Origin of the sequence: Helicobacter pylori, assembly GCF_900120335.1 — a bacterium.
Classification (GTDB): Bacteria; Campylobacterota; Campylobacteria; order Campylobacterales; family Helicobacteraceae; genus Helicobacter; species Helicobacter pylori_BU.
Genome location: NZ_LT635477.1, coordinates 1,005,753 through 1,026,281 on the forward strand (window position 1 = coordinate 1,005,753; position 20,529 = coordinate 1,026,281).

A 20,529-nucleotide genomic window follows, 5' to 3' on the forward strand; every position below is an offset into this window, starting at 1 on the left:
GTTATAATTCTATGCATGAGTAACCCTAATTTGTCCTTTTATTATAATGAGTGCGAGCGTTTTGAAAGCTTTTTAAAAAACCATCATTTACACCTTGAAGGCTTCCACCCTTATTTGGAAAAAGCCTTTTTTGAAATGGTGCTTAATGGGGGCAAAAGGTTCCGCCCTAAGCTTTTTTTAGCCGTGCTTTGCTCTTTAGTGGGTAAAAAAGATTATCTTAACCAACAAACAGAATATTTTAAAATCGCTTTAAGCATTGAATGCTTGCACACTTATTCGCTCATTCATGACGATTTGCCTTGCATGGATAACGCCGCTTTAAGAAGAAACCACCCCACTTTACACGCCAAATACGATGAAACCACAGCCGTTTTAATCGGCGATGCGCTCAACACCTACTCTTTTGAATTGCTCTCAAATTCTTTACTAGAAAGCCGTATCATTGTGGAATTAGTCAAAATCTTAAGCGCTAATGGGGGGATTAAGGGCATGATTTTAGGGCAGGCTTTGGATTGCTATTTTGAAAACACGCCCTTAAATTTAGAGCAGCTCACTTTCTTACACGAGCATAAAACCGCTAAATTGATTAGTGCAAGCCTGATTATGGGGCTTGTTGCGAGCGGCATTAACGATGAAGAGCTTTTAAAATGGCTTCAGGCTTTTGGGTTAAAAATGGGTCTTTGTTTTCAAGTGCTAGATGATATTATAGACGTTACACAAGATGAAGAAGAAAGCGGTAAAACCACTCATTTAGACGGCGCTAAAAACAGCTTCGTGAATTTGTTAGGGCTAGAAAAGGCAAGCGGTTACGCTCAAACTTTAAAAACAGAGGTTTTAAACGATTTGAATGCATTAGAACCTACTTATCTTTCATTGCAAGAAAATTTAAACGCATTATTGAACACTCTATTTAAAGGCAAGACATGAAAAAAATTTTACTCACCAACGATGATGGCTACCATGCAAAAGGCATTAAAGCTTTAGAACAAGCTTTAGAAGAAATGGCAGAAATTTATGTGGTCGCCCCCAAGCATGAAAAAAGTGCATGCTCGCAATGCATCACTATCACCGCGCCTTTAAGAGCGGAGAAAATTAAGGGCAAAGAAGGCCGGCATTACAGGATTGATGATGGCACGCCAAGCGATTGTGTGTATCTGGCGATCAATGAGTTGTTTAAACATGTTTGTTTTGATTTGGTGATTTCAGGGATCAATCTTGGCTCTAACATGGGCGAAGACACGATTTATTCAGGAACGGTGGCCGGAGCGATTGAAGGCACGATCCAAGGTGTGCCTTCCATTGCGATTTCTCAAATCCTTTCTAACAAAAACAAAAACACTCCCTTAAGTTTTGATTTGGCTCAAAAGATCATCCAGGATTTAGTCCAAAACGTTTTCACCAAAGGCTACCCTTTAAAGGGGCGCAAACTCCTGAATGTGAATGTCCCTAATTGCTCCTTACAAGAATATCAAGGCGAACGCATCACTCCTAAGGGCTATAGGCTGTATAAAAAAGAAGTGCATAAACGAACAGACCCCAAAAATGAAAGCTATTTTTGGCTAGGGTTACACCCCTTAGAATGGCAAAAGCGCGAAAATGAAGACAGACTCTCTGATTTTGACGCTATCGCTTCAAACCATGCCTCTATCACGCCTTTAAATTTAGATTTAACCAGTTATGATGATCTAAAAAGCTTGGAATCTTGGCATGAGGGAATGTTAAAGTGAATAAAAAGCACCGCTTGGCTTTTTTAGGGCTAATTGTTGGGGTGTTTTTTTTCTTTAGTGCATGTGAGCACCGCTTGCACATGGGGTATTATTCAGAAGTTACAGGGGATTATTTGTTCAATTATAATTCCACTATCGTGGTGGCTTATGACAGAAGCGATGCGATGACTTCTTATTATATCAATGTGATCGTTTATGAATTGCAAAAATTAGGCTTTTATAACGTCTTCACGCAAGCGGAATTCCCGCTAGATAAAGCAAAAAATGTGATCTATGCGCGCATTGTCCGTAATATCTCGGCTGTGCCGTTTTATCAATACAATTACCAGCTGATCGATCAAGTCAATAAGCCTTGTTATTTTCTTGGGGGGCAGTTTTATTGCTCCCAAACCCCCACAGATTATTACGCTATCAATGGCTTTAGCGAGCAAATTTTGATGAGCGCTAATTCGCATTTTATTTTGGATTGGTATGATGTGGTGCTGCAAAAACGGGTTTTATATGTGGATGGGAGCGTGAGCGGGAGGACTTGCGGCTATCAAATGCTTTATAGGGATTTGATTAAAAGCACGATCAAGCGCATTGATTTTAACCGCCCTGAACGCTACTACTACAATTTAAGACTGCCCCTTTATCAGCCATGTTATAGGGAATGAAATGGTTATCAGGCGATTGTATAAATTTTGCGCTAGCCATGTGGTGCGCAATTGCTCTTCTTTAAAATGCGCTCAAAATATCCATGGGCATAATTATGAAGTGGAAGTCTTTATTGAAACCAACCGCCTAGACAATGCTAACATGGTGCTAGATTTTGGGTTGATGCAACAAGAAATGCAAACCTTTATAGACTCCTTTGATCATGCCCATCATTTTTGGGATAAAGAAAGCCTTGAGTTTCAGCGTTTTATAGAAACCAACTGCGTTCGTTACGTGAAATGCTCGTTTAATTTGAGCGCGGAGAGTTACGCCCTCATGTTTTTATACTACCTGACAAAAATTTTACAAAAAAGCGTTTTTTCTAATAATGAAGGGGAGTTAAAAGTCTCTAGCGTGCGCGTGCATGAGACTAAAAACGGCTACGCTGAAAGCTTTTTAAACGATTTAGAAAACCCTCATTTTAAATCTTTAGTGCATGATCATTGCGTTTCTTTTTCGCAAGGCATTCAAAGTTTGTGGCATGATAAGGACTTTTTCCATAAAATCATTAGCGATGAAGGAAAATGCTTTTTCCACGCTAAGCCCTTACACCAAATCCCATGAAACTCCCGGTCGTTGAGAGCTTTTTTTCCTTACAGGGTGAAGGCCAAAGGATAGGCAAGCCCAGTCTTTTTTTGCGCTTAGGGGGGTGTAACCTTTCATGCAAGGGCTTTAATTGTAAAACCTTATTGAATGATGAAATCCTAATAGGTTGCGATAGTTTGTATGCGGTGCATCCTAAATTCCAAACATCTTGGGATTATTACAATGAGCCTAAGCCCTTGATTGAACGATTAGTTAATTTAGCCCCTAGTTATAAGGATTTTGATTTCATTCTTACAGGCGGGGAGCCAAGCTTGTATTTTAATAACCCTATTTTATTGAGCGTTTTAGAGCATTTTTACCATAAAAAAATCCCTTTATTTGTAGAGAGCAATGGCTCTATTTTTTTTGAATTTAGCCCTATTTTAAAAGAATTGCATTTCACCCTAAGCGTCAAACTCTCTTTTTCTTTGGAGCAAGAAAGCAAGCGGATCAACCTTAAAGCCTTACAAAATATCTTAAATAACGCTAAAAGCGCGCATTTTAAATTCGTATTGGAGAGTCAAAACGCCGCTCAATCTATCGCAGAGATTCAAAGCCTTTTGAAACAGCTCTCCTTAAAAAATAATGAAATCTTTTTAATGCCCTTAGGCACAAATAACAACGAGCTGGACAAAAACCTAAAAACCCTAGCCCCCCTAGCCATAAAGCATGGTTTCAGGCTGAGCGATAGGCTTCATATCCGCTTGTGGGACAATAAGAAAGGGTTTTAAACTCATAATAGCGTTATTATTTTAAGCTAAAAATTGTTATTATACACCATTAAGGGATTATTTTACCTCTAAAGTTAGGAAATCATGACCATCAAAGTTTTTTTGCCCCAATACCCCACTGAATTAGAAGAATTTTACGCTGAGCGCATCGCTGACAACCCTTTAGGGTTTATCCAACGCTTGGATCTTTTGCCTAGTATTAGCGGGTTCGTTCAAAAATTGCGCGAGCATGGCGGGGAATTTTTTGAAATGAGAGACAATGAAAAGCTCATTGGGATCTGTGGGCTTAATCATATCAATCAAACGGAAGCAGAGCTGTGTAAATTCCACATAAATACCGCTTATCAATCCCAAGGACTGGGTCAAAAACTCTATGAGAGCGTGGAGCGATACGCTTTTATTAAAGGCTATACTAAAATCTCTCTGCATGTGAGCAAAAGTCAGATTAAGGCATGCAACCTCTATCAAAAGCTGGGTTTTACGTGCATTAAAGAAGAGGATTGCGTGGTGGAGTTGGGCGAAGAGGCTTTGATTTTCCCTACTCTTTTTATGGAAAAGATTCTGTCTTGATTGGCGTATCCATTTGACACACGCCCAAGCAATGATTTACCTACCAAACTTTGATTAACACAGCCTAATTAATGCTAAATTGGCCCTAAAACGAACGCTTGTTGTTAAAAATTTGTTTCAAATATGAAATACTAATCCCTTGTAAAAACTTTAAATTGTGAAAAATAAACAAACCATTCCCTTAAATTGTATAATAAAGGCGCTATAAATTAAAAAGAGATAACCATGAGAAAATTATTCATCCCACTTTTATTATTCAGCGCTTTAGAAGCGAATGAGAAAAATGGCTTTTTCATAGAAGCCGGGTTTGAAACCGGATTACTAGAAGGCACGCAAACGCAAGAAAAAAGACACACCACCACAAAAAACACTTATGGGACTTATGATTACTACACCACAGACACCGTTTTAAAAAGGGCGACTAATTTATTCACTAACACCGACATAACCAAATTAAAATTTTCCACTAAAAACCCTGTCAGCGTGCACATGGGTCTTACCAACCCCAATCCCTCCAATGGAGCAAAGAGTAAAGTGACCATGGTTGTGGAAAACTTTTTGCCTTATAATCTAAATAATGTCAGGCTTTTCTTTAAAGACAATAAGGGTAAAGTCATTGATTTAGGCGTGTTAGAGACTATCCCTAAACATTCTAAAATCGTTTTACCTGAAAACATTTTTGATAAAATCAAGCTAGATGACCCCTATTTCTTCCCAACCTTTGAAGCCACTAGCACTTCTATTTCTGATACTAACACACAGAGGGTGTTTGAAACGCTCAATAAGATTAAGACGGATTTGGTCGTAAATTATAGGAATGAAAACAAATTTAAAGATCACGAAAACCATTGGGAAGCTTTCACCCCACAAACCGCAGAAGAATTCACCAATTTAATGTTGAACATGATCGCTGTCTTAGACTCCCAATCTTGGGGCGATGCGATCTTAAACGCTCCTTTTGAATTCACTAATAAAGGCGGAGGAGGGGAATGCGATACGAGTAAGGAGAATGATTGCGTAAATCCCGGAACAAATGGGGTTGTCAATTCTCAAAATAAAAGTTATGTGTTAAACAAGCAAGACATTGTCAATAAATTTAGAAACAAAGCGGATCTTGATGTGGTTGTTTTAAAGGATTCAGGGGTTGTAGGGCTTGGGAGTGATATTACCCCTAGCAACAACGATGATGGCAAGCATTATGGCCAGTTAGGGGTAATAGCTTCTGCTTTAGATCCTAAAAAACTCTTTGGCAATGACCTTAAAACCATCAATTTAGAAGATTTAAGAACCATTTTGCATGAATTCAGCCACACTAAGGGCTATGGGCATAATGGGAATATGACTTACCAAAGAGTGCCAACCGGTCAAAATGAAAATGGCAAGCCAAAAGATTCTGATGGCCTCCCTTATAACGTGTGTTCGCTTTATGGGGGTTCTAATCAGCCCGCTTTCCCTAGCAACTACCCTAATTCCATCTATCACAATTGTGCGGATGTCCCCGCTGGGTTTCTAGGGGTAACGGCAGCGGTTTGGCAGCAGCTTATTAATCAAAACGCTTTGCCGATCAACTACGCTAATTTGAGCGCTCAAAAGAACTACAATTTAAACGCTAGTTTGAACACGCAAGATTTAGCCAATTCCATGCTCAGCACCATTCAAAAAACCTTTGTCACTTCTAGCGTTACCAACCACTATTTTTCAAGCGCTTCGCAAAGTTTTAGAAGCCCTATTTTAGGGGTTAATGCTAAAATAGGCTATCAAAATTACTTTAATGATTTCATAGGGTTGGCTTATTATGGCATTGTGAAATACAACTATTCTAAAGCCCTTAATCAAAAAGTCCAGCAATTGAGCTATGGTGGGGGGATAGATTTGTTACTGGATTTCATCACCACTTACTCCAATAAAAATAGCCCTATAGGCGTTCAAACCAAAAGGAACTTTTCATCATCTTTTGGTATCTTTGGGGGGTTAAGGGGCTTGTATAACAGCTATTATGTACTCAATAAAGTCAAAGGGAGCGGTAATTTGGATGTGGCTACTGGGTTGAATTACCGTTATAAGCATTCTAAATATTCTGTAGGGATTAGCATCCCTTTGATCCAAAGAAAAGCTAGCGTCGTTTCTAGTGGTAGCGATTACACGAACTCTTTTGTTTTTAATGAAGGGGCTAGCCATTTTAAGGTGTTTTTCAATTACGGGTGGGTGTTTTAGGGTGAGAAAATATTAGAGGGCTTGATTTTTATCAAGCGATAACCTCATTGTAATGCACAAAGTTAGGGGATTTTAATGAGGTTGCAGAGAGGAATTATACCCCCCACCCCCTTAAGAGTTTTACAACAAAATGAAATCTAAAACAACAAGTTCAAAAATCTTTGCAAAAATCTTTGAATGTTAAGAATTTCATTACCACCAAAAATCCACCAACGCTAAAACACCTTATTAAAACTTAAATAATAACGCTTACTTTTCTAGCTTTTTCTCTCTTTTTCCACGAAATTTCTCTATATTTTTAATTCTAGGGTCAATATGATTTTTTTAAAATATGGTTTAATGAAAATCGGCTCAATCTTGATTGAATGATTCAAAGGTTTGCGCATCCTTCATGCTGTGGGCGACACTTCGGTATCACTGGATTTGTGGTAAATTGGTGCCATTAAAAGCGATGTAATAAAAGCAATTAAAGAAACTATGAGAATATAAAAGCTCAAACCATAACTTTGCAAGCTTTCAGGCGCTGCTATGGCTTTTGCGTTTAACCAGCTTGAAAGTTGAGGGGTAAAGCCAGCGGTTATAGCATAGGCTATGTTATAAGCAAAGGAAATCCCGCTAAAACGGATTCTAGCACTAAACACATCGCTCATAAAAATAGGGCAAAAATTCATAATGCCTGCGCAAAAGCAAGCTAAAAAGTATAAAATTATGGTATTGACTAGACTTGGCACGTTAGAATAAAATTCTTTGAAGAATAAAAAGCCAAAAAAGGCAAAGGCCGCACTAAAAGCCATACAAACTTTGTGCGGTTTGATTTTATCGGCCAAAAACCCGGTGAAAATAATAGAACTTACAATACCAACAAGTCCTAAAATTTGAAAATAGGTTTTTTCAAACGGAGTGAAATGAAAATTAGGATGCGTAAGAGTAAAATTGGGAACAAAGAGGATAAAAATCAAAATACAAGCGGTTAAAACCCAAGTGATAAGCATGGAGATTGATATACCAAAGAGAGAGTTTTTAAACACCTCTTTAAGCGGGAATTTGACTAAGGCATCGTCTTGCTTCATTTGCTGAAAAACGGGAGTTTCTTCTAAAAAGCGCCTCAAATACACAGAAATGATACCAAAAATCCCTCCAAGCCCAAAAGCAACCCTCCAAGCCCAAGCTTCAACAACAGGCTTGTCAAAAACCATGTAAATCCCGATATAAACCAAACTCCCAAGCAAAATCCCAGAAACTACGGAAGCGGTTAAAAAACCGATATAAGTGTTTTTTTGCCCTTGTGGGGCATGTTCATGGACAAAAACCCAAGCGCCAGGCAATTCACCACCCACAGCAACGCCTTGACAAATCCTAACAAGCACCAAAAAAACAGGAGCTATGTAACCAAGATAATGAGCGTTTTTAGGGGTAAGCCCCATGCTATCAACGCCAAAACCCACCAAATGATTAAAAGTTGGCATCAAAGCTAACGCAAAGGTTGGGATCACCATTAATAAAATAGAGAGCATGAACATGTTTTTACGACCGAATCTATCCCCAAAGTGGGCCATCACTATGCCACCAAGCGGGCGCGCCAGATAACCTGCAGCAAAGATACCATAAGTGTTGATTTCAGACCAAATAGGGCTAAGCGTGTTTGGGAAAAAGTGCTTGGCAATGATACTCGTAAAAAATACAAAGATAATAAAATCGTAAAATTCTAAAGTCCCACCAAGCGAAGACAACCCTAAGATTTTCACCTCTTTTTTGCCTAAATGTTTTATTGATCATCCTTTCACTAAGGCTATCGCCCTGTTTTAAACTTGTCATTTTGAAACTAAGATTGATAAGATTAATTTTATATAGCTACCTTACACCTTAAAGGCTTTTTTAGATAATAAGCAGTAAATGAAATTTATTAGCACTCAAAAAGTGAATCATTCTACCTTTTTTATCATTAAGCATCACTTAAATGAGTTTAAATTTTGTTTACTTGTTTTATTAAAACGCTTTACCCGATTCTATCAGCCAAAAAAACACTCCTATTAAGACTTGGGTAATAACACTTCCTTTAATTTTTCAATGATAGCTTCTTCTCTTGTTTCACGAAATTCCTTGATATTTTCCCATTCTAATTTTAGGGTAGGGTCAATATAATTTCTTTTTTTATACTCTTCTATGGCTTGTTGATTATCTTTATATTCTTCTTTGAGCCACACCTCAAGGTCTTTATCCTTTTTAGCAATATTCTCTGCACCTTCTAAAAGCTGGAGATTAAATAAATAATTCCCACACTTATAGAAATCTTTATCCAATTTTTTATTTTTCTCATTAAACTTGGACTTTGGATAAATATGGTCTATATGAAAAGTGGTGGTTTTATACTTCAGGTTTGGGTATAAGATTTGCAAGATAGGAAAGACTCGAGCATGGCTACTAGAACACATCATTTCTTCTATAGCATCGTTAGTGATTTTTAAAGGGCTTGTTTCATGTGTAGCTAAATTGTGGTTGAATGATTCAAAGGTTGGCGCACCCTTCATGCTATGGGCTATGTTGTTTAATTTTGTATCCGTTGAAGGAGTGAAATAACTTGTGATTTGAGCGTTACGGACAAATTTTAGGGCTTGTTCTTCATCGCTCTCATTCATTTTTGAATTTAAAAAATAAAAATAGGCTAAACTGGATAAAATATAAGCTGAACCCAGATAGCCGGCATAGCCAAAATTTTCTAATAGTTTTGCAGCGTTATAAATGCTATCTGTGATTTTTTCCCAATTGTCTTCAATTTCTTTGGTATTCTTTTTATTAAAATTTTTTAATTCAAAAGTAGTGTCTTTACCAATGAGAAGCAAACAAATTTTTAGCACCTGGTCTTGCCCCATGTTTGGAAAGCCTTTGTCTTTTAAAGCGTCCACTAGCTCATTCATTTTTTCTCTAATATCGCTTGAAAAGCTTGCTGTCAAAATAGACATCAATAAATCAGAATAGCTTAACTTGACCCCGCCGCTATTGACACGGATAAAGATATTTAAAACTTTATTAAGATTTTTTTCTGTTTCTTCAAAAAATGAAATGAGCTTTTCGGTGCAAAAAGCATTTTTTAGATTTTCTAGTAATGCTGACTCTTCACTATCTAATTCGTGTTCTCTCGCATAAGTTATAACATTTTTCAATTCCAAAATATCCCCCACCTTAAACCACCAATGTTTTTCATCGTTTTCAGGCGTTTTTGCATGAAATTCAAACTGGTAATTGTCTTCTGGGCTGTCCATGTTTGGCTGGTGCTTCAAGTTCAAATACAAACGCTTCTCTTCATAAGCGTTAGGGTCAGCGTATTTACCCCACTTTTTCTTAAGCGTTCTAGTGCCTTTAAGCCCGATATAAAGCGAGGTTAAACGCTGTTGGCCGTCTAGGACAATATACAAATCATCACGCCTAATTTGTTCAATACGGATTTTTTCATTGTGAGGCTTTCGCTCATCGTAATTTGTAATGAATTGATAGAGTTGGAAATTGAGTTTATCGCTATTTTGTTCGTCGCTCTTGGCTATATCCTCTTTTTGTAATTTCCAAAATAAAAAAGAGCTAATAGGATAGCCCCTAAGAATGGAGTCAAAAAGTTGCTCTATCTTTTTTTCATCGGCGTTTTGGAGCCACACGTATTCACGCTGAATGTCAGGCAAAAAATAACGCCCATTCAATTCATCTACCACTTCTTTAATGGTCTTATCCAAAAACATACTCATGAGAATCTCCTTATTTTGTATTTTATTTAAGCTGTATTATAATCAAATATTAAAGGGATTGGATTGAGCCAACTTAATTTAAGATTCTTTCCACGCGCTTTTGGATCACTTCTAAAACCAAGCAAAAAAGCCAATAAATCAAAGCGGCTTCCAAGTAAATAGGCAGAAAGTCATAGCTGGCGTTCGCTTTTTGCTGCGCGATTCTAAAAACCTCTGCGATAGTTACCACAGACGCTAAAGAAGTTTCTTTAAAAAGGCTGATGAAAGTGTTACTCAGGCTTGGCGTGGCGACTTTGAGCGCTTGAAAAAAGATGACATGCCAAAAGGTTTGCAAGTAATTCAAGCCCAAACTCAAGCTTGAATCCCATTGATCTTTAGGGACAGAAAGAAAGCTCGCCCTCAAAGTCTCTGAAGCGTATGCCCCCACATTAAAAGAAAACGCAATAATGCCTGCTGGGATTGGATCCATATAAACCCCAAGGGCGGGCAAACCATAAAACACCACCACGATTTGGACCAATAAAGGCGTGCCTCTAATGAGCGAGACATAGAAATTCACGCCCGCTAATAAAGCCTTATGCATGAAATGTTTAGGGGGTGCGATTTTAATGAGAGCCACCACAATAGCAATCAATAAGCCCAAAATAAAAGAGATTATCGCTAAAGGCAAAGAAATGCAAAAAGCGGCTTTTAGCATGGGGTAGAAAGCCTCTAATAGTAATTCCAAACGCTCCTTGCTCAAATCTAAAGATTCAAAAAACAAAGACAGATTAGGGCTGGCTGACATCTTTTCCAAAAAATTGTTCGCCTAAGCGTTTTAAAACCCCTTTATTGATCAATCTTTGCATCGCCTGGTTGATAAGATCTAAGGCTTTTTCTTGGTGCTTGTTAATAACAAAGGAAGCGCCTCCATCCTTTTCTTTGGACTCCCATGCGATTTTAAAGGGGTTATTTTTATGGGTGTTTAGGTAGTTTAAGATCGCTAAAGAACTATTTAAGGTCAAATCGGCTCGTTTTTGCGCTACTAACAACAAGGCTTGCGCCATAGAATCCACCGAAACGATTTGAGCGTCGTATTTAAAAGCGATTTCCCCATAAGTGGAGCTTAAAGTGTTAGCCGCCTTCAAGCCCTTAATATCCCTAATGTCTTTAATGCGGTTTTCATCTTTCCTAACCAGCATAATGGTACCTGAATAGCTATAAGGCAAGCTTTTGTCAAAAGCCGCTTGGCGTTTTTTAGTCGTCAAACTCACTTGATTAGCGACCATGTCAAAACGCCCTGATTTCAAGCCTGTAAGCATAATATCCCATGAAGTTTCGTGGAATTTGATTTTCACGCCAAGCTCTTTAGCCAACTCCCTAGCCACTTCCACATCATAGCCGGTGAGCTTGCCCTCTTTATCATGGTAAGTGAAAGGGGGGTAAATGCCTTCTGTGCCAACGCTGATAGTCTCTTTATTGACAAGCTTTTCATACAAGCTAGTAGCGTTCAAAAAACCCCCAAAAAGGCTTATTACCAACAATAAGCATGAAATTTTTTTCATTTTTTAATCAATCCTAATTTTTTCAAGCATTCTAACACAAAATAAAAATTTTACATGATTTTATTTCACACATAAACGCGTTCCAAGCGTTTGGATAAAGTGCTGATGGTTTCATAAGGAATGGTGTTTAAAAGCGTAGCAATCTCGCTTGCGTCATTAGCCTTAGCGCTTTTATCCCCAAACAAAATGACCTCATCGCCCTCTTTGGCTTCAATATCATTGAGTTTGACAAAGCACTGATCCATGCACACCTTGCCAATAAGAGGGGCTAATTGGTTATTGATCGCTACTTGAATGCGATTGCCCAAAGCGCGCACCAACCCGTCCGCATACCCTAGAGCTAAAACGCCCACTAAAGTTTCTTCATTGGTGTAAAAATGCTCGCCATAGCCAATAAATTCGCCTTTTTTGACTCGTTTGATTTGAACGATTCGCGCTTTTAAACTGATAACATTTTTTAATATCGTTTGAGACGACTCTTTCATTTCATTAGAAGGGTAAAAACCATAGAGCATGATGCCTGGGCGATAAAGGTTTAACAAACGATTTTCATTCCCGTTACACAAAGAAAGGATGCCGGCGGAATTATAGGCATGGCGGTATTGGAACTCTATTTTTTGATCCAAAAGCTGTTCCAAAAAAGCGTTAAAGGCTTTCATCTGGTTTTTAGCATGGGTTTTAATGTTAGAATCAGCGTTGCTTAAATGCGTGAATATCCCTTCCACTTCCAAGCCTTTTAAAGTGCGGATTTTTTTAATGATTTCTATGCTTTTAAAATTAGGCTCTAAACCCAAGCGGTGCATGCCAGTATCAATTTTGAGATGAATTTTTAAGCGTTTTTGAGACTTTAAAGCCACTTGAGAAAAAACCTCCGCTTGCTCAAGGCTAAAAACCATAGCGCTCAAATCGTTATCAATCAGCATGGAAGCGTTAGTATTAGGGCTATAGCCTAAAATCAAAATGGGGGTTTGAGAAAAATGAGAGCGCAATTCTAAAGCTTCATCTAATGTCGCTACCCCTAAATAATTAGCCCCTTCTTGTAAAAAAATTTCGCTCGCTTTTAATGCCCCCGCCCCATAAGCGTTCGCCTTAACAACCGCCATGACACAAGCGTCTTTAGGGACAATGCTTTTGACTGCATGAAAATTATGCCTTAAGGAATGGGTGTTCACTTCTACAAAACTCGCCCTTTTTAACATGCTGTCTTACTTGTTAGAATGCTTGCTAAAATACCAGCGCGTTTCCGAAGAAACCACCTTATGCAACAAAATCAACGCGATCAAATTAGGGATAGTCATAAGCCCGTTAGAAAGATCCGCTAAATTCCACACAAAATCAATTTTAGCCATAGCCCCCACCATCACACTCGCTAAAAAGATCAAGCGGTAATATTTCACTTTTTTTTCACCAAAGGCGTATTCAGCGCATTTTTCCCCATAATAAGCCCAACCAATGATCGTAGAGTAAGCAAAAAAGATCATGGTTGTAAAAATCACCACCGTCCCTAATGAGCCTAGAAAATATTCCGTGCTTTTTAGAGTGAGCAAATTAGCGCTCAATTTCTCCCCATTAGGGAGCAAGGTGTTGTATTCTGGCGCCATTAAAATCACGCTCGCCGTCGCCGAACACACCACTAAAGTCACGATAAAAGTTTGGAGCATGGACACTAGGGCTTGGCGCACCGGGTGGTGTGTTTGAGCGCTTGCGGCAATAATGGCTGAGCTCCCTAACCCCGCTTCATTAGAATACAACCCCCTAGCCACGCCCGTTTTTATCATTGTCGCTACCAACGCGCCGCTCGCTCCGCCCACAACGGGTTTAGGGTTAAAGGCTTCTTCAAAAATGAGTTTGATCGCTTGAACGGCTAAATCAAAATGGCTAACAATAATATAAATAATAGCGATCAAATATAAAAGCACCATGACAGGAGCTAAGTAAGAAGTGAATTTACCAATGGATTTGATCCCCCCTATGACAATAACAGCGGTTAAAAGGGTGAGCAATAAGCCTGAAACCCAAGTGGGCAAGTTCGCTTGTTCGCTTAAAATGGAAGAAACCGCATTAGATTGCGTCATGTTACCGGTGCCAATGCTCGCAATAATCGTAAAAATCGCAAACGCCATGGCGAGTTTGGGCATGTTAAGGCCGTTTTTGATGTAATACATGGGCCCTCCGTTGTATCCAAACGCCCCTTTTTCCCTGTATTTCACCGCTAAAATCCCCTCAGAATACTTAGTCGCCATGCCAACAAGCCCAGTAACCCACATCCAAAACACCGCTCCTGGCCCTGCGATGCTGATAGCGGTCGCTACGCCTACGATACTCCCAATGCCTACAGTCGCTCCTAAAGAAAGCATGAGAGCGGAAAATTGCGAAATATCGCCCTTAGATTGGGACTCTTTATCAAAAAGGATTTTGATCGCATAAAAGATTTTACTGAATTGCAGACCCCTAAGATAGAAGGTTAAAAACAAGCCGGTGCCTACTAATAAAATTTGCATGGGAATCCCCCACACCAAATTAGATAATAAACGCACCACCGAATCAATCGTCTCCATAAAAACTCCTCAATAAACTAGGGTTTAAAAAAGAAATTCCTTAATCCCTAAAAAATGCAGAAAAAAGCATAATATCGGCATTTTTTTCATTCGCTCCATCTTGGCTCAAATTGGCGATGATTTTACCAATGGCCGGGCCAAAAGTGATGCCAAGCCACCCCAATCCTGTCGCATGGATTAAGTTTTTATAGCGTTTGTCATAGCCCAAATAAGGAATATCATTAGGGGTTAAGGGCCTGAAACCGCACCATTCTGTGGCGTCTTTCATTTCAAAAGGCTGCGTGAAAGCGGCTAAATTCTTTTTCATGTTAGCGATTTGCTCTTTGTCAATGAGAGCGTTGTTGGTGTTTAATTCTAATTTAGAAGTGATCCTTACAGTGTCTCTTCGTGGGGTCATTGCCATGAAAATATCCGCAAATAAGGAAGAGGTTTTGGGCTTCAATTCTTCAGGCATTTTAAAGGTGATGCTATAGCCTTTAGCCCCCATCATTAAAAAATCGTTCTTGGTTTTTTTAATGAGAGTGGGGTTAGCCCCAGTGGTTAGAATGATTGTTTCTGCTTGGATTTTTTCCTTATGCGTGATAACGCCCTCGATAAGGTTGTTTTTAAACTCAAAATCAACCACTTCTTCATTATAGAGGAACTCCACGCCCACATTTTGTAGATATTCTTGTAAAGAGCGCACCACTTCGCCCGGATCCACATGCGCGTTTTCAGTTAAAAGCACGCTCCCGCAGATATTGTCATTAGCGATAGGCATGTATTCTTTGGTTTCTTTCACATTTAAAATCTTATAAGCGCCGCTGTTATCGCAAGTTTTAAGCTTTTTTTCAAAATTTTCTTTTAAGGTGTAGATCATCAACAACCCATCTTCTTTATACCAAAAATCCATGCCGTCTTCTAGCATTTGATGATACATATCAATACTCAGCCACCCGTAGCGTTCAAACAACGCCATGGTGCGGTGCGTGGACTTAGCGTTCGCGCTTGTCATAAACTTTAAAATCCATTGATAGAGCTTTAAATTAAGCCCAAAGTGGAATTTTAAAGGGGCTTGGTTTTTGAGCATGAGCTTTAGGGTGTCTAACACCACACCCGGGCATGAGAGCGGGGCTTTTTTAAACGCAGAAATAAGCCCGGCATTCCCAAAAGAAGTGCCGTTTGCGCCATCGCTTTTTTCAATCACGCAAACCTTATGCCCTAACTTGTGCATAGAATACGCACAAGAAAGCCCTACAATCCCACCGCCGATTACCACGACTTCTTTTTTCATGCTGATAGTCCCTTTAATAAGATCACTTAATGGCTATCGCTTCAATTTCTACTAAAGCGTCTTTAGGCAGTTTGGCCACTTGAAAAGTCGCTCTAGCCGGATAAGGCTCTTTAAAATAACTCCCATAAATTCCATTCACCACAGCAAAATCGTCTAAACTTTTCAATAAAATAGTCGTTTTAACCACACTATCCATCCCTAACCCTGCTTCTTTTAAAATCGCTTTGATATTTTCCATTGACTGCGTGGTTTGAGAATGAATGTCCGTGCCTTTAAATTCGCCGGTGCTCGCGTCAATGCCTAATTGCCCAGAGACAAAAACAAGATCGTTAGTGGCGATAGCTTGAGAGTAAGGGCCTATAGCCTTTGGGGCTAGCGTTGAATGGATGACTTCTTTCATGATTGAAACTCCTATGATTATGTGTTATGTCAGCTATTATTATGCAATCAAATTAAAAAGAAATAAAAAACGAACGCAAAACGCCATGAATTTTCATCTTATTATAAGGTATTGTATATTTTTTACCCATATTTAGAAACTCTTGAACGGGTTTTGTTTGAATGGAAACTCAAAACATTATTGTTCATTTTTTAAATAAAAGGGATTTTGGCTGTTTTGATTGATTTTAAAATCAGTTTTGAAATTTTTCATAAGCCCTTGACTTTTATTATTGAGTTTAGATACAATAACAATCGTCTTTTTGAATAAAGAGCGCGGGAATAGCTCAGTGGTAGAGCACGACCTTGCCAAGGTCGGGGCCGCGGGTTCGATCCCCGTTTCCCGCTCCATATTTTGATTTAACTTCTAGAGCATGGTTTCTATTTAGTTTGCCCAGGTGGTGGAATTGGTAGACACAAGGGACTTAAAATCCCTCGGTAGCAATACCGTGCCGGTTCAAGTCCGGCTTTGGGCACCATTTTTGAGTGCGATTTGATTTTATTTTTTGAATACGCTAGTGTTAAAATTTAAGGCGACATAGCCAAGTGGTAAGGCATGAGTCTGCAAAACTTTGATCCCCCGGTTCGAATCCGGGTGTCGCCTCCATTTATTGTAGTCATTTAGGGACTTTTGCAAGGGACTTTTATGAAAATAGCGGGAGATGGCTGAGTGGTTGAAAGCGGCGGTCTTGAAAACCGTTGAGGGTCATACCTCCGGGGGTTCGAATCCCTCTCTCCCGGCCACTTGATTGAAATCTTTTAAGCGATTGGTTTTGGCAAATTCATCTCTTCTTTTAACAAAGAATTTTGTGAATATTGATTGTCTCTTTTAATTGAAATTTAAAGATTGATTTAAAGGATTTTATTCGGTGGGATTGTCAGCATCAAGCCTTATTGTTCCTCTTATCGTTATTTTAATGGTGGTTTTCACTAAAAGAGTCGCGCTCTCGTTATTTACAGGCATTTTAGCGAGCGCTGTTTTAATGCATTCGTTGCACCTTTCCCAACTCGTAGAATATATTTATCATAAAATCACTTCCGTTTTTTACACTTATGAGCCAGAAAAGGGGCTTAATTTCAATCTTTCCAACCTCTATGTTTTTGGGTTTTTAATCTTTTTAGGCATCTTAAGCCAAGTGATTCTAAAATCCGGTAGCGTGCAGAACTTTGTCAAAAAAGCCAAAAAATACTCTAAAAACGCTAAAACCCCTGAATTTATCGCCTTTTTTTCAGGCATCATTATTTTTGTAGATGATTATTTTAACGCCTTAACCGTGGGGCAAATCTCAAAGTCTTTAAACGACGCTCATAACTCCACACGAGAGCGCTTGGCCTATATTATAGACTCCACTTCAGCGCCGGTGTGTTTATTGGTCCCTATTTCTAGCTGGGGGGCATATATCATGGGGATCATGAATAACGACAACTCGCCCCTATTAAAAGATAGTTTTTCGGTGCTTGTCCAAAGCTTGAGCAGTAATTATTATGCGATTTTTGCACTCATTGCGGTTTTTCTCACTATTTTATGGCAAATCAACCTCCCTAGCATGAGGAAGTATCAAAACATAGGCGTGAAGGATTTTTATAGCGAGCAAGAAGAGGACTCTTCAAAGCTAGCCCCCTTAAGCTTGTTACCCCTTTCCATTTTATTATTGATCGTGTCCATTTCATCATTGATTTTTTATACTGGAGCGATCTTAAAAAACACCGATGCGAGTTTTTCGCTCTTTTATGGAGGGCTGTTTTCGCTCATTGTCACTTATCTTTTGGCTTATCCATTTTTAGAAAAAGGGAGTTTTTTAAAACTCATTATTGAAGGCTTTAAAAGTGTGGGGCCAGCGATACTGGTTTTAACGCTCGCTTGGGCTATTGGGCCTGTGATCAGAGACGACGCTCAAACGGGGCTTTATTTGGCGCAAGTGAGCAAGGGATTTTTAAATAGTGGGGGGGGCGTGTACATGCCTTTAATCTTTTTTTTAATTTCTGGGTTTATCGCCTTTTCTACCGGCACAAGCTGGGGGGCGTTTGCGATCATGTTGCCCATTGGAGCGGGCATGGCCAATGAAAGCGATATTATTTTGATTGTCTCAGCGATCCTTTCTGGGGCGGTTTATGGGGATCACACAAGCCCCATTTCTGACACGACTATATTATCAGCTACGGGGGCAGGGTGTTCGGTGCAAAGCCATTTCATCACGCAACTCCCTTATGCGACTATTGCGATGCTTTGCAGTGCGGTGAGTTTAGGGGTGGCAAGCTTTATGCATTCGCGCCCGCTCGCTCTTTTAGTCGGTATAGCTTTACTTGTGGGGGTGTTTTATCTTTTAAAAAGGTTTTATGGTGAAAACTAAAAACTTAAATTGGACATTGACCTAAAAATTTAAAAATCCCATTTTTTAAAATTAAAATAAGGTTTTAGCGATCCATGTTGGATTAAAAAAGAGTCTTATTTCATTATCAATCAATTAAAAAAAGTTATTCAAAAATAACTATCAATTATAAAAATCTTCACAAACCTCTAAATCGTAACGCTTTTTAAAAAAATACATTTTTTTTAATTTTTTAATCAACCATTAAGGTGTTTTAAGTTAAATTTCTTTATCTGTTAAACACACGGATAATGTTATATCTAAGGAAAGAAAATGGGGTTAGGACACTAATAAGTTTAGGGATTTTGTTAAGCGTTTTGAATGGCGATGATCTGAGATTGTATTCAAAACCTTTGGTCTATTCGGCTGGAAGTGGGATTATTGGGATTGATATTGACAAACGGACATTCTATAAACGAGCGTTCGCTTTCACGATGAAGTCGTTGTTTGGTGAAAACTTGCTTTTGTTTGTCAAATTGAAGCATTCTGCGTTGATGAGCAAACACATGAAAGAGCCTTTAGAAAACCGCCACCACCATTCTTTCGCTAAAAATTATGAAAAAGCGGTTAATGGTTGTCAAAAATATGTCCATATCAAATTACCTGAGGGCGCTCCTAGCAACTTCCAATCAGGCTCATACATGGCGACTATGGTGATGCGTTTTTAAAGCGTTATTTGGGGTATTCTTTAATACCCTTTTGTCTTTTAAAATATCATCTTTTAAAAGACGCAAATTTGTTCCTTTAGCCATTTTTTAAATCTTCTTAAAACTCTTTTCATCGTGTTGATTGAGCAAAGTATTTTCAAAACATGGATAAAATCCATAGAAAATTTATAAACTTAAAAAGGTTCTGTTTTCATCAAAATGGGTTACTAAAACCTTTTATGGTGGTTATAGCGTATTTTTGGCTTTAGTTGTTTCTTTTTAAAGGATTAATCCCATCAGGGTTAAAGGATTAATCTCTTTCCTCTTATCATTTGGCGCTAAAAGCGATTTAATTAGCCCATTCCTTGAATTTTTTGCAACCATCTATTTTTATCTGCCCTAAAAACATGAAACAAAACAAACCCTCTACAAAAACGCTTCCAACTTATAGGCTTTTTTATGCTCTTGTTTCAAATCCATGTAGGCGTTTAAAAGCATGTATTCTTCAAAAGATAAAACCGCTAGATGCTCTTTAGCGAGATCATTCATTTCTAATTCTAACAACACGAATAAAAAGGCTTTTTGCGCCTTATCGTCTTCTTGGCTTAAAATCTCAAAAAATTGGAACCATTGATCGGGAACAAGAAATTTTTGCGCTTTTTGCGCGAGCTTTAAATAATCGTCTTTGTCATAACCCACCTTTTTGCAAAGCTCTGAAATTTTTAAAGTGTCTGTGTTTAAAGATTTTTCAAAAAAGGCTTTTAAAAAAGCTTTCACGCACTCTTTATCCAAATCCTCTTGCATCGCATTCACAGCCTTTAAAACCTCTTTTTTGCTGCCTTTTTGGGCGATTTCTATAAAAGCGTAGCGGCGTAATTCCAAAGGGATTTGCGCGTTTGTTAAAACTTCAAAGGCGTTTTTCAAATCGTTATGAATGAAAGCTTTCAAGCGTTTAGAAAAATAAGCATGCTCATAAGCTAGGGAATGTTTAGCGTGATCTTTAGGCTCAAGGGTGTTATTTTCTATATTGTGGTAATGTTTAAAAAGGTTATCCACTTTTTCGCACCCGCTATTTGGCGTGTTTAAATCAGCTTTCAAATCATAGCGGGCTAAGATTTGAGAGAGATTTTTAGCGAGATCGCTTTTAAATTTTGTTTTTAAAAAAGTCTTTTGGGTATCTTGGGATAGGATTTGTTTGAGCAATTTGTCAAAATCCTTTTTTTCATGGTATAAGCGGATTTTATAGCTGAGATTGTGCTTGAATAAAAAAACCCATGAAAAAAAAGCGAACATGCCCAAAACGCCCATAAGCCATACCGCAATGGGGAGGTTAAAGCTATAGCTCCCTAAATTGAAAGCGTAAGCTTGCGGATCAATACTATAAACAAACACGCCAAAACCCACAATAAACAAAAATGTAAAGATAATGTAAAAACGCATGCA

Annotated in this window: 18 protein-coding genes and 4 tRNA genes; 13 read left to right on the top strand and 9 right to left on the bottom strand. The window is 38.6% G+C overall.

Annotated elements, in window-relative coordinates; all coding sequences use genetic code 11:
• Positions 1 to 15: 15 nt before the first annotated feature.
• From CS889_RS04885 to CS889_RS04915, 7 genes are all read left to right on the top strand, one after another.
• Positions 16 to 927: a polyprenyl synthetase family protein gene (locus CS889_RS04885; protein ID WP_089087013.1), complete on the top strand. Its 912-nt coding sequence runs from the start codon at positions 16 to 18 to the stop codon at positions 925 to 927.
• Positions 924 to 1,727: a 5'/3'-nucleotidase SurE gene (gene surE, locus CS889_RS04890; protein WP_079357891.1), complete on the top strand. Its 804-nt coding sequence runs from the start codon at positions 924 to 926 to the stop codon at positions 1,725 to 1,727. The genes CS889_RS04885 and surE overlap by 4 nt, the downstream gene beginning before the upstream one ends.
• A complete protein-coding gene (locus CS889_RS04895; protein ID WP_089087014.1) occupies positions 1,724 to 2,383 on the top strand; it encodes a hypothetical protein in 660 nt (219 codons plus the stop codon). Before surE ends, CS889_RS04895 begins: the two co-directional genes overlap by 4 nt.
• A 1-nt stretch (position 2,384) precedes the next feature.
• The gene (locus CS889_RS04900) at positions 2,385 to 2,987 is read left to right on the top strand and encodes a 6-pyruvoyl trahydropterin synthase family protein (protein ID WP_089087015.1); all 603 of its coding nucleotides are present in this window, start codon (positions 2,385 to 2,387) and stop codon (positions 2,985 to 2,987) included.
• Entirely contained in the window at positions 2,984 to 3,739 is a 756-nt protein-coding gene (locus CS889_RS04905) for a 7-carboxy-7-deazaguanine synthase QueE (protein ID WP_089087016.1), read from the top strand. The genes CS889_RS04900 and CS889_RS04905 overlap by 4 nt, the downstream gene beginning before the upstream one ends.
• Positions 3,740 to 3,823: 84 nt before the next feature.
• Complete coding sequence (locus tag CS889_RS04910) at positions 3,824 to 4,309, top strand: GNAT family N-acetyltransferase (RefSeq protein ID WP_089087017.1); 486 nt, start codon at positions 3,824 to 3,826, stop codon at positions 4,307 to 4,309.
• Positions 4,310 to 4,534: 225 nt separating this feature from the next.
• On the top strand, positions 4,535 to 6,523 hold the full coding sequence (locus tag CS889_RS04915; RefSeq protein ID WP_089087018.1) for a porin family protein: 1,989 nt from the start codon (positions 4,535 to 4,537) through the stop codon (positions 6,521 to 6,523).
• A 389-nt stretch (positions 6,524 to 6,912) separates the two neighbouring features.
• Here CS889_RS04915 and CS889_RS04920 read toward each other — a convergent pair whose 3' ends face one another.
• The 8 genes from CS889_RS04920 to CS889_RS04955 all read right to left on the bottom strand — a co-directional run bounded on the left by CS889_RS04920 (position 6,913) and on the right by CS889_RS04955 (position 16,032).
• Positions 6,913 to 8,292: an MFS transporter gene (locus CS889_RS04920; RefSeq protein WP_089087019.1), complete on the bottom strand. Its 1,380-nt coding sequence runs from the start codon at positions 8,290 to 8,292 to the stop codon at positions 6,913 to 6,915.
• A 261-nt stretch (positions 8,293 to 8,553) separates the two neighbouring features.
• The gene (locus CS889_RS04925) at positions 8,554 to 10,257 is read right to left on the bottom strand and encodes a DUF262 domain-containing protein (RefSeq protein WP_089087020.1); all 1,704 of its coding nucleotides are present in this window, start codon (positions 10,255 to 10,257) and stop codon (positions 8,554 to 8,556) included.
• Between the two features lie 73 nt (positions 10,258 to 10,330).
• Positions 10,331 to 11,044, bottom strand: a complete 714-nt coding sequence (locus CS889_RS04930; protein WP_001883365.1) for an amino acid ABC transporter permease — start codon at positions 11,042 to 11,044, stop codon at positions 10,331 to 10,333.
• Entirely contained in the window at positions 11,028 to 11,801 is a 774-nt protein-coding gene (locus CS889_RS04935; RefSeq protein ID WP_089087021.1) for an amino acid ABC transporter substrate-binding protein, read from the bottom strand. Before CS889_RS04935 ends, CS889_RS04930 begins: the two co-directional genes overlap by 17 nt.
• Positions 11,802 to 11,866: 65 nt before the next feature.
• Positions 11,867 to 13,000, bottom strand: coding sequence for an alanine racemase (gene alr / locus CS889_RS04940; RefSeq protein ID WP_089087022.1), 1,134 nt, complete (start codon positions 12,998 to 13,000; stop codon positions 11,867 to 11,869).
• A gap of 6 nt (positions 13,001 to 13,006) precedes the next feature.
• Positions 13,007 to 14,359 (bottom strand): alanine/glycine:cation symporter family protein, encoded by a 1,353-nt coding sequence (locus tag CS889_RS04945; RefSeq protein WP_089087023.1) that lies wholly within the window; start codon positions 14,357 to 14,359, stop codon positions 13,007 to 13,009.
• A gap of 40 nt (positions 14,360 to 14,399) precedes the next feature.
• Positions 14,400 to 15,632, bottom strand: coding sequence for an NAD(P)/FAD-dependent oxidoreductase (locus tag CS889_RS04950; RefSeq protein WP_089087024.1), 1,233 nt, complete (start codon positions 15,630 to 15,632; stop codon positions 14,400 to 14,402).
• A 22-nt stretch (positions 15,633 to 15,654) separates the two neighbouring features.
• A complete protein-coding gene (locus CS889_RS04955) occupies positions 15,655 to 16,032 on the bottom strand; it encodes a RidA family protein (protein WP_017282048.1) in 378 nt (125 codons plus the stop codon).
• 314 nt (positions 16,033 to 16,346) lie between these two features.
• Here CS889_RS04955 and CS889_RS04960 point away from each other — a divergent pair.
• The 6 genes from CS889_RS04960 (at position 16,347) to CS889_RS04985 (ending at position 19,107) form a co-directional block, all read left to right on the top strand.
• Positions 16,347 to 16,421: transfer RNA gene (locus tag CS889_RS04960), tRNA-Gly, on the top strand.
• Between the two features lie 41 nt (positions 16,422 to 16,462).
• Positions 16,463 to 16,549, top strand: a tRNA-Leu gene (locus tag CS889_RS04965).
• Positions 16,550 to 16,602: 53 nt separating this feature from the next.
• Positions 16,603 to 16,677: transfer RNA gene (locus CS889_RS04970), tRNA-Cys, on the top strand.
• 49 nt (positions 16,678 to 16,726) lie between these two features.
• Positions 16,727 to 16,814: transfer RNA gene (locus CS889_RS04975), tRNA-Ser, on the top strand.
• Positions 16,815 to 16,939: 125 nt separating this feature from the next.
• Positions 16,940 to 18,421 (top strand): Na+/H+ antiporter NhaC family protein, encoded by a 1,482-nt coding sequence (locus CS889_RS04980; RefSeq protein ID WP_089087025.1) that lies wholly within the window; start codon positions 16,940 to 16,942, stop codon positions 18,419 to 18,421.
• 323 nt (positions 18,422 to 18,744) lie between these two features.
• Positions 18,745 to 19,107: a hypothetical protein gene (locus tag CS889_RS04985; RefSeq protein ID WP_001884970.1), complete on the top strand. Its 363-nt coding sequence runs from the start codon at positions 18,745 to 18,747 to the stop codon at positions 19,105 to 19,107.
• Positions 19,108 to 19,512: 405 nt separating this feature from the next.
• On the opposite strand, the gene CS889_RS04990 is transcribed toward CS889_RS04985, so the two are convergent.
• Positions 19,513 to 20,526: a LapA family protein gene (locus CS889_RS04990; protein WP_001213506.1), complete on the bottom strand. Its 1,014-nt coding sequence runs from the start codon at positions 20,524 to 20,526 to the stop codon at positions 19,513 to 19,515.
• Positions 20,527 to 20,529: the final 3 nt, after the last annotated feature.

Bases quoted from the DNA above. Each gene is read 5' to 3' on its own strand.
- CS889_RS04885 (WP_089087013.1), top strand. From the start codon at position 16: ATGAGTAACCCTAATTTGTCCTTTTATTATAATGAGTGCGAGCGTTTT.
- surE (WP_079357891.1), top strand. From the start codon at position 924: ATGAAAAAAATTTTACTCACCAACGATGATGGCTACCATGCAAAAGGC.
- CS889_RS04900 (WP_089087015.1), top strand. From the start codon at position 2,385: ATGGTTATCAGGCGATTGTATAAATTTTGCGCTAGCCATGTGGTGCGC.
- CS889_RS04905 (WP_089087016.1), top strand. From the start codon at position 2,984: ATGAAACTCCCGGTCGTTGAGAGCTTTTTTTCCTTACAGGGTGAAGGC.
- CS889_RS04910 (WP_089087017.1), top strand. From the start codon at position 3,824: ATGACCATCAAAGTTTTTTTGCCCCAATACCCCACTGAATTAGAAGAA.
- CS889_RS04915 (WP_089087018.1), top strand. From the start codon at position 4,535: ATGAGAAAATTATTCATCCCACTTTTATTATTCAGCGCTTTAGAAGCG.
- CS889_RS04925 (WP_089087020.1), bottom strand. From the start codon at position 10,257: ATGAGTATGTTTTTGGATAAGACCATTAAAGAAGTGGTAGATGAATTG.
- CS889_RS04930 (WP_001883365.1), bottom strand. From the start codon at position 11,044: ATGTCAGCCAGCCCTAATCTGTCTTTGTTTTTTGAATCTTTAGATTTG.
- CS889_RS04935 (WP_089087021.1), bottom strand. From the start codon at position 11,801: ATGAAAAAAATTTCATGCTTATTGTTGGTAATAAGCCTTTTTGGGGGT.
- alr (WP_089087022.1), bottom strand. From the start codon at position 13,000: ATGTTAAAAAGGGCGAGTTTTGTAGAAGTGAACACCCATTCCTTAAGG.
- CS889_RS04945 (WP_089087023.1), bottom strand. From the start codon at position 14,359: ATGGAGACGATTGATTCGGTGGTGCGTTTATTATCTAATTTGGTGTGG.
- CS889_RS04950 (WP_089087024.1), bottom strand. From the start codon at position 15,632: ATGAAAAAAGAAGTCGTGGTAATCGGCGGTGGGATTGTAGGGCTTTCT.
- CS889_RS04955 (WP_017282048.1), bottom strand. From the start codon at position 16,032: ATGAAAGAAGTCATCCATTCAACGCTAGCCCCAAAGGCTATAGGCCCT.
- CS889_RS04990 (WP_001213506.1), bottom strand. From the start codon at position 20,526: ATGCGTTTTTACATTATCTTTACATTTTTGTTTATTGTGGGTTTTGGC.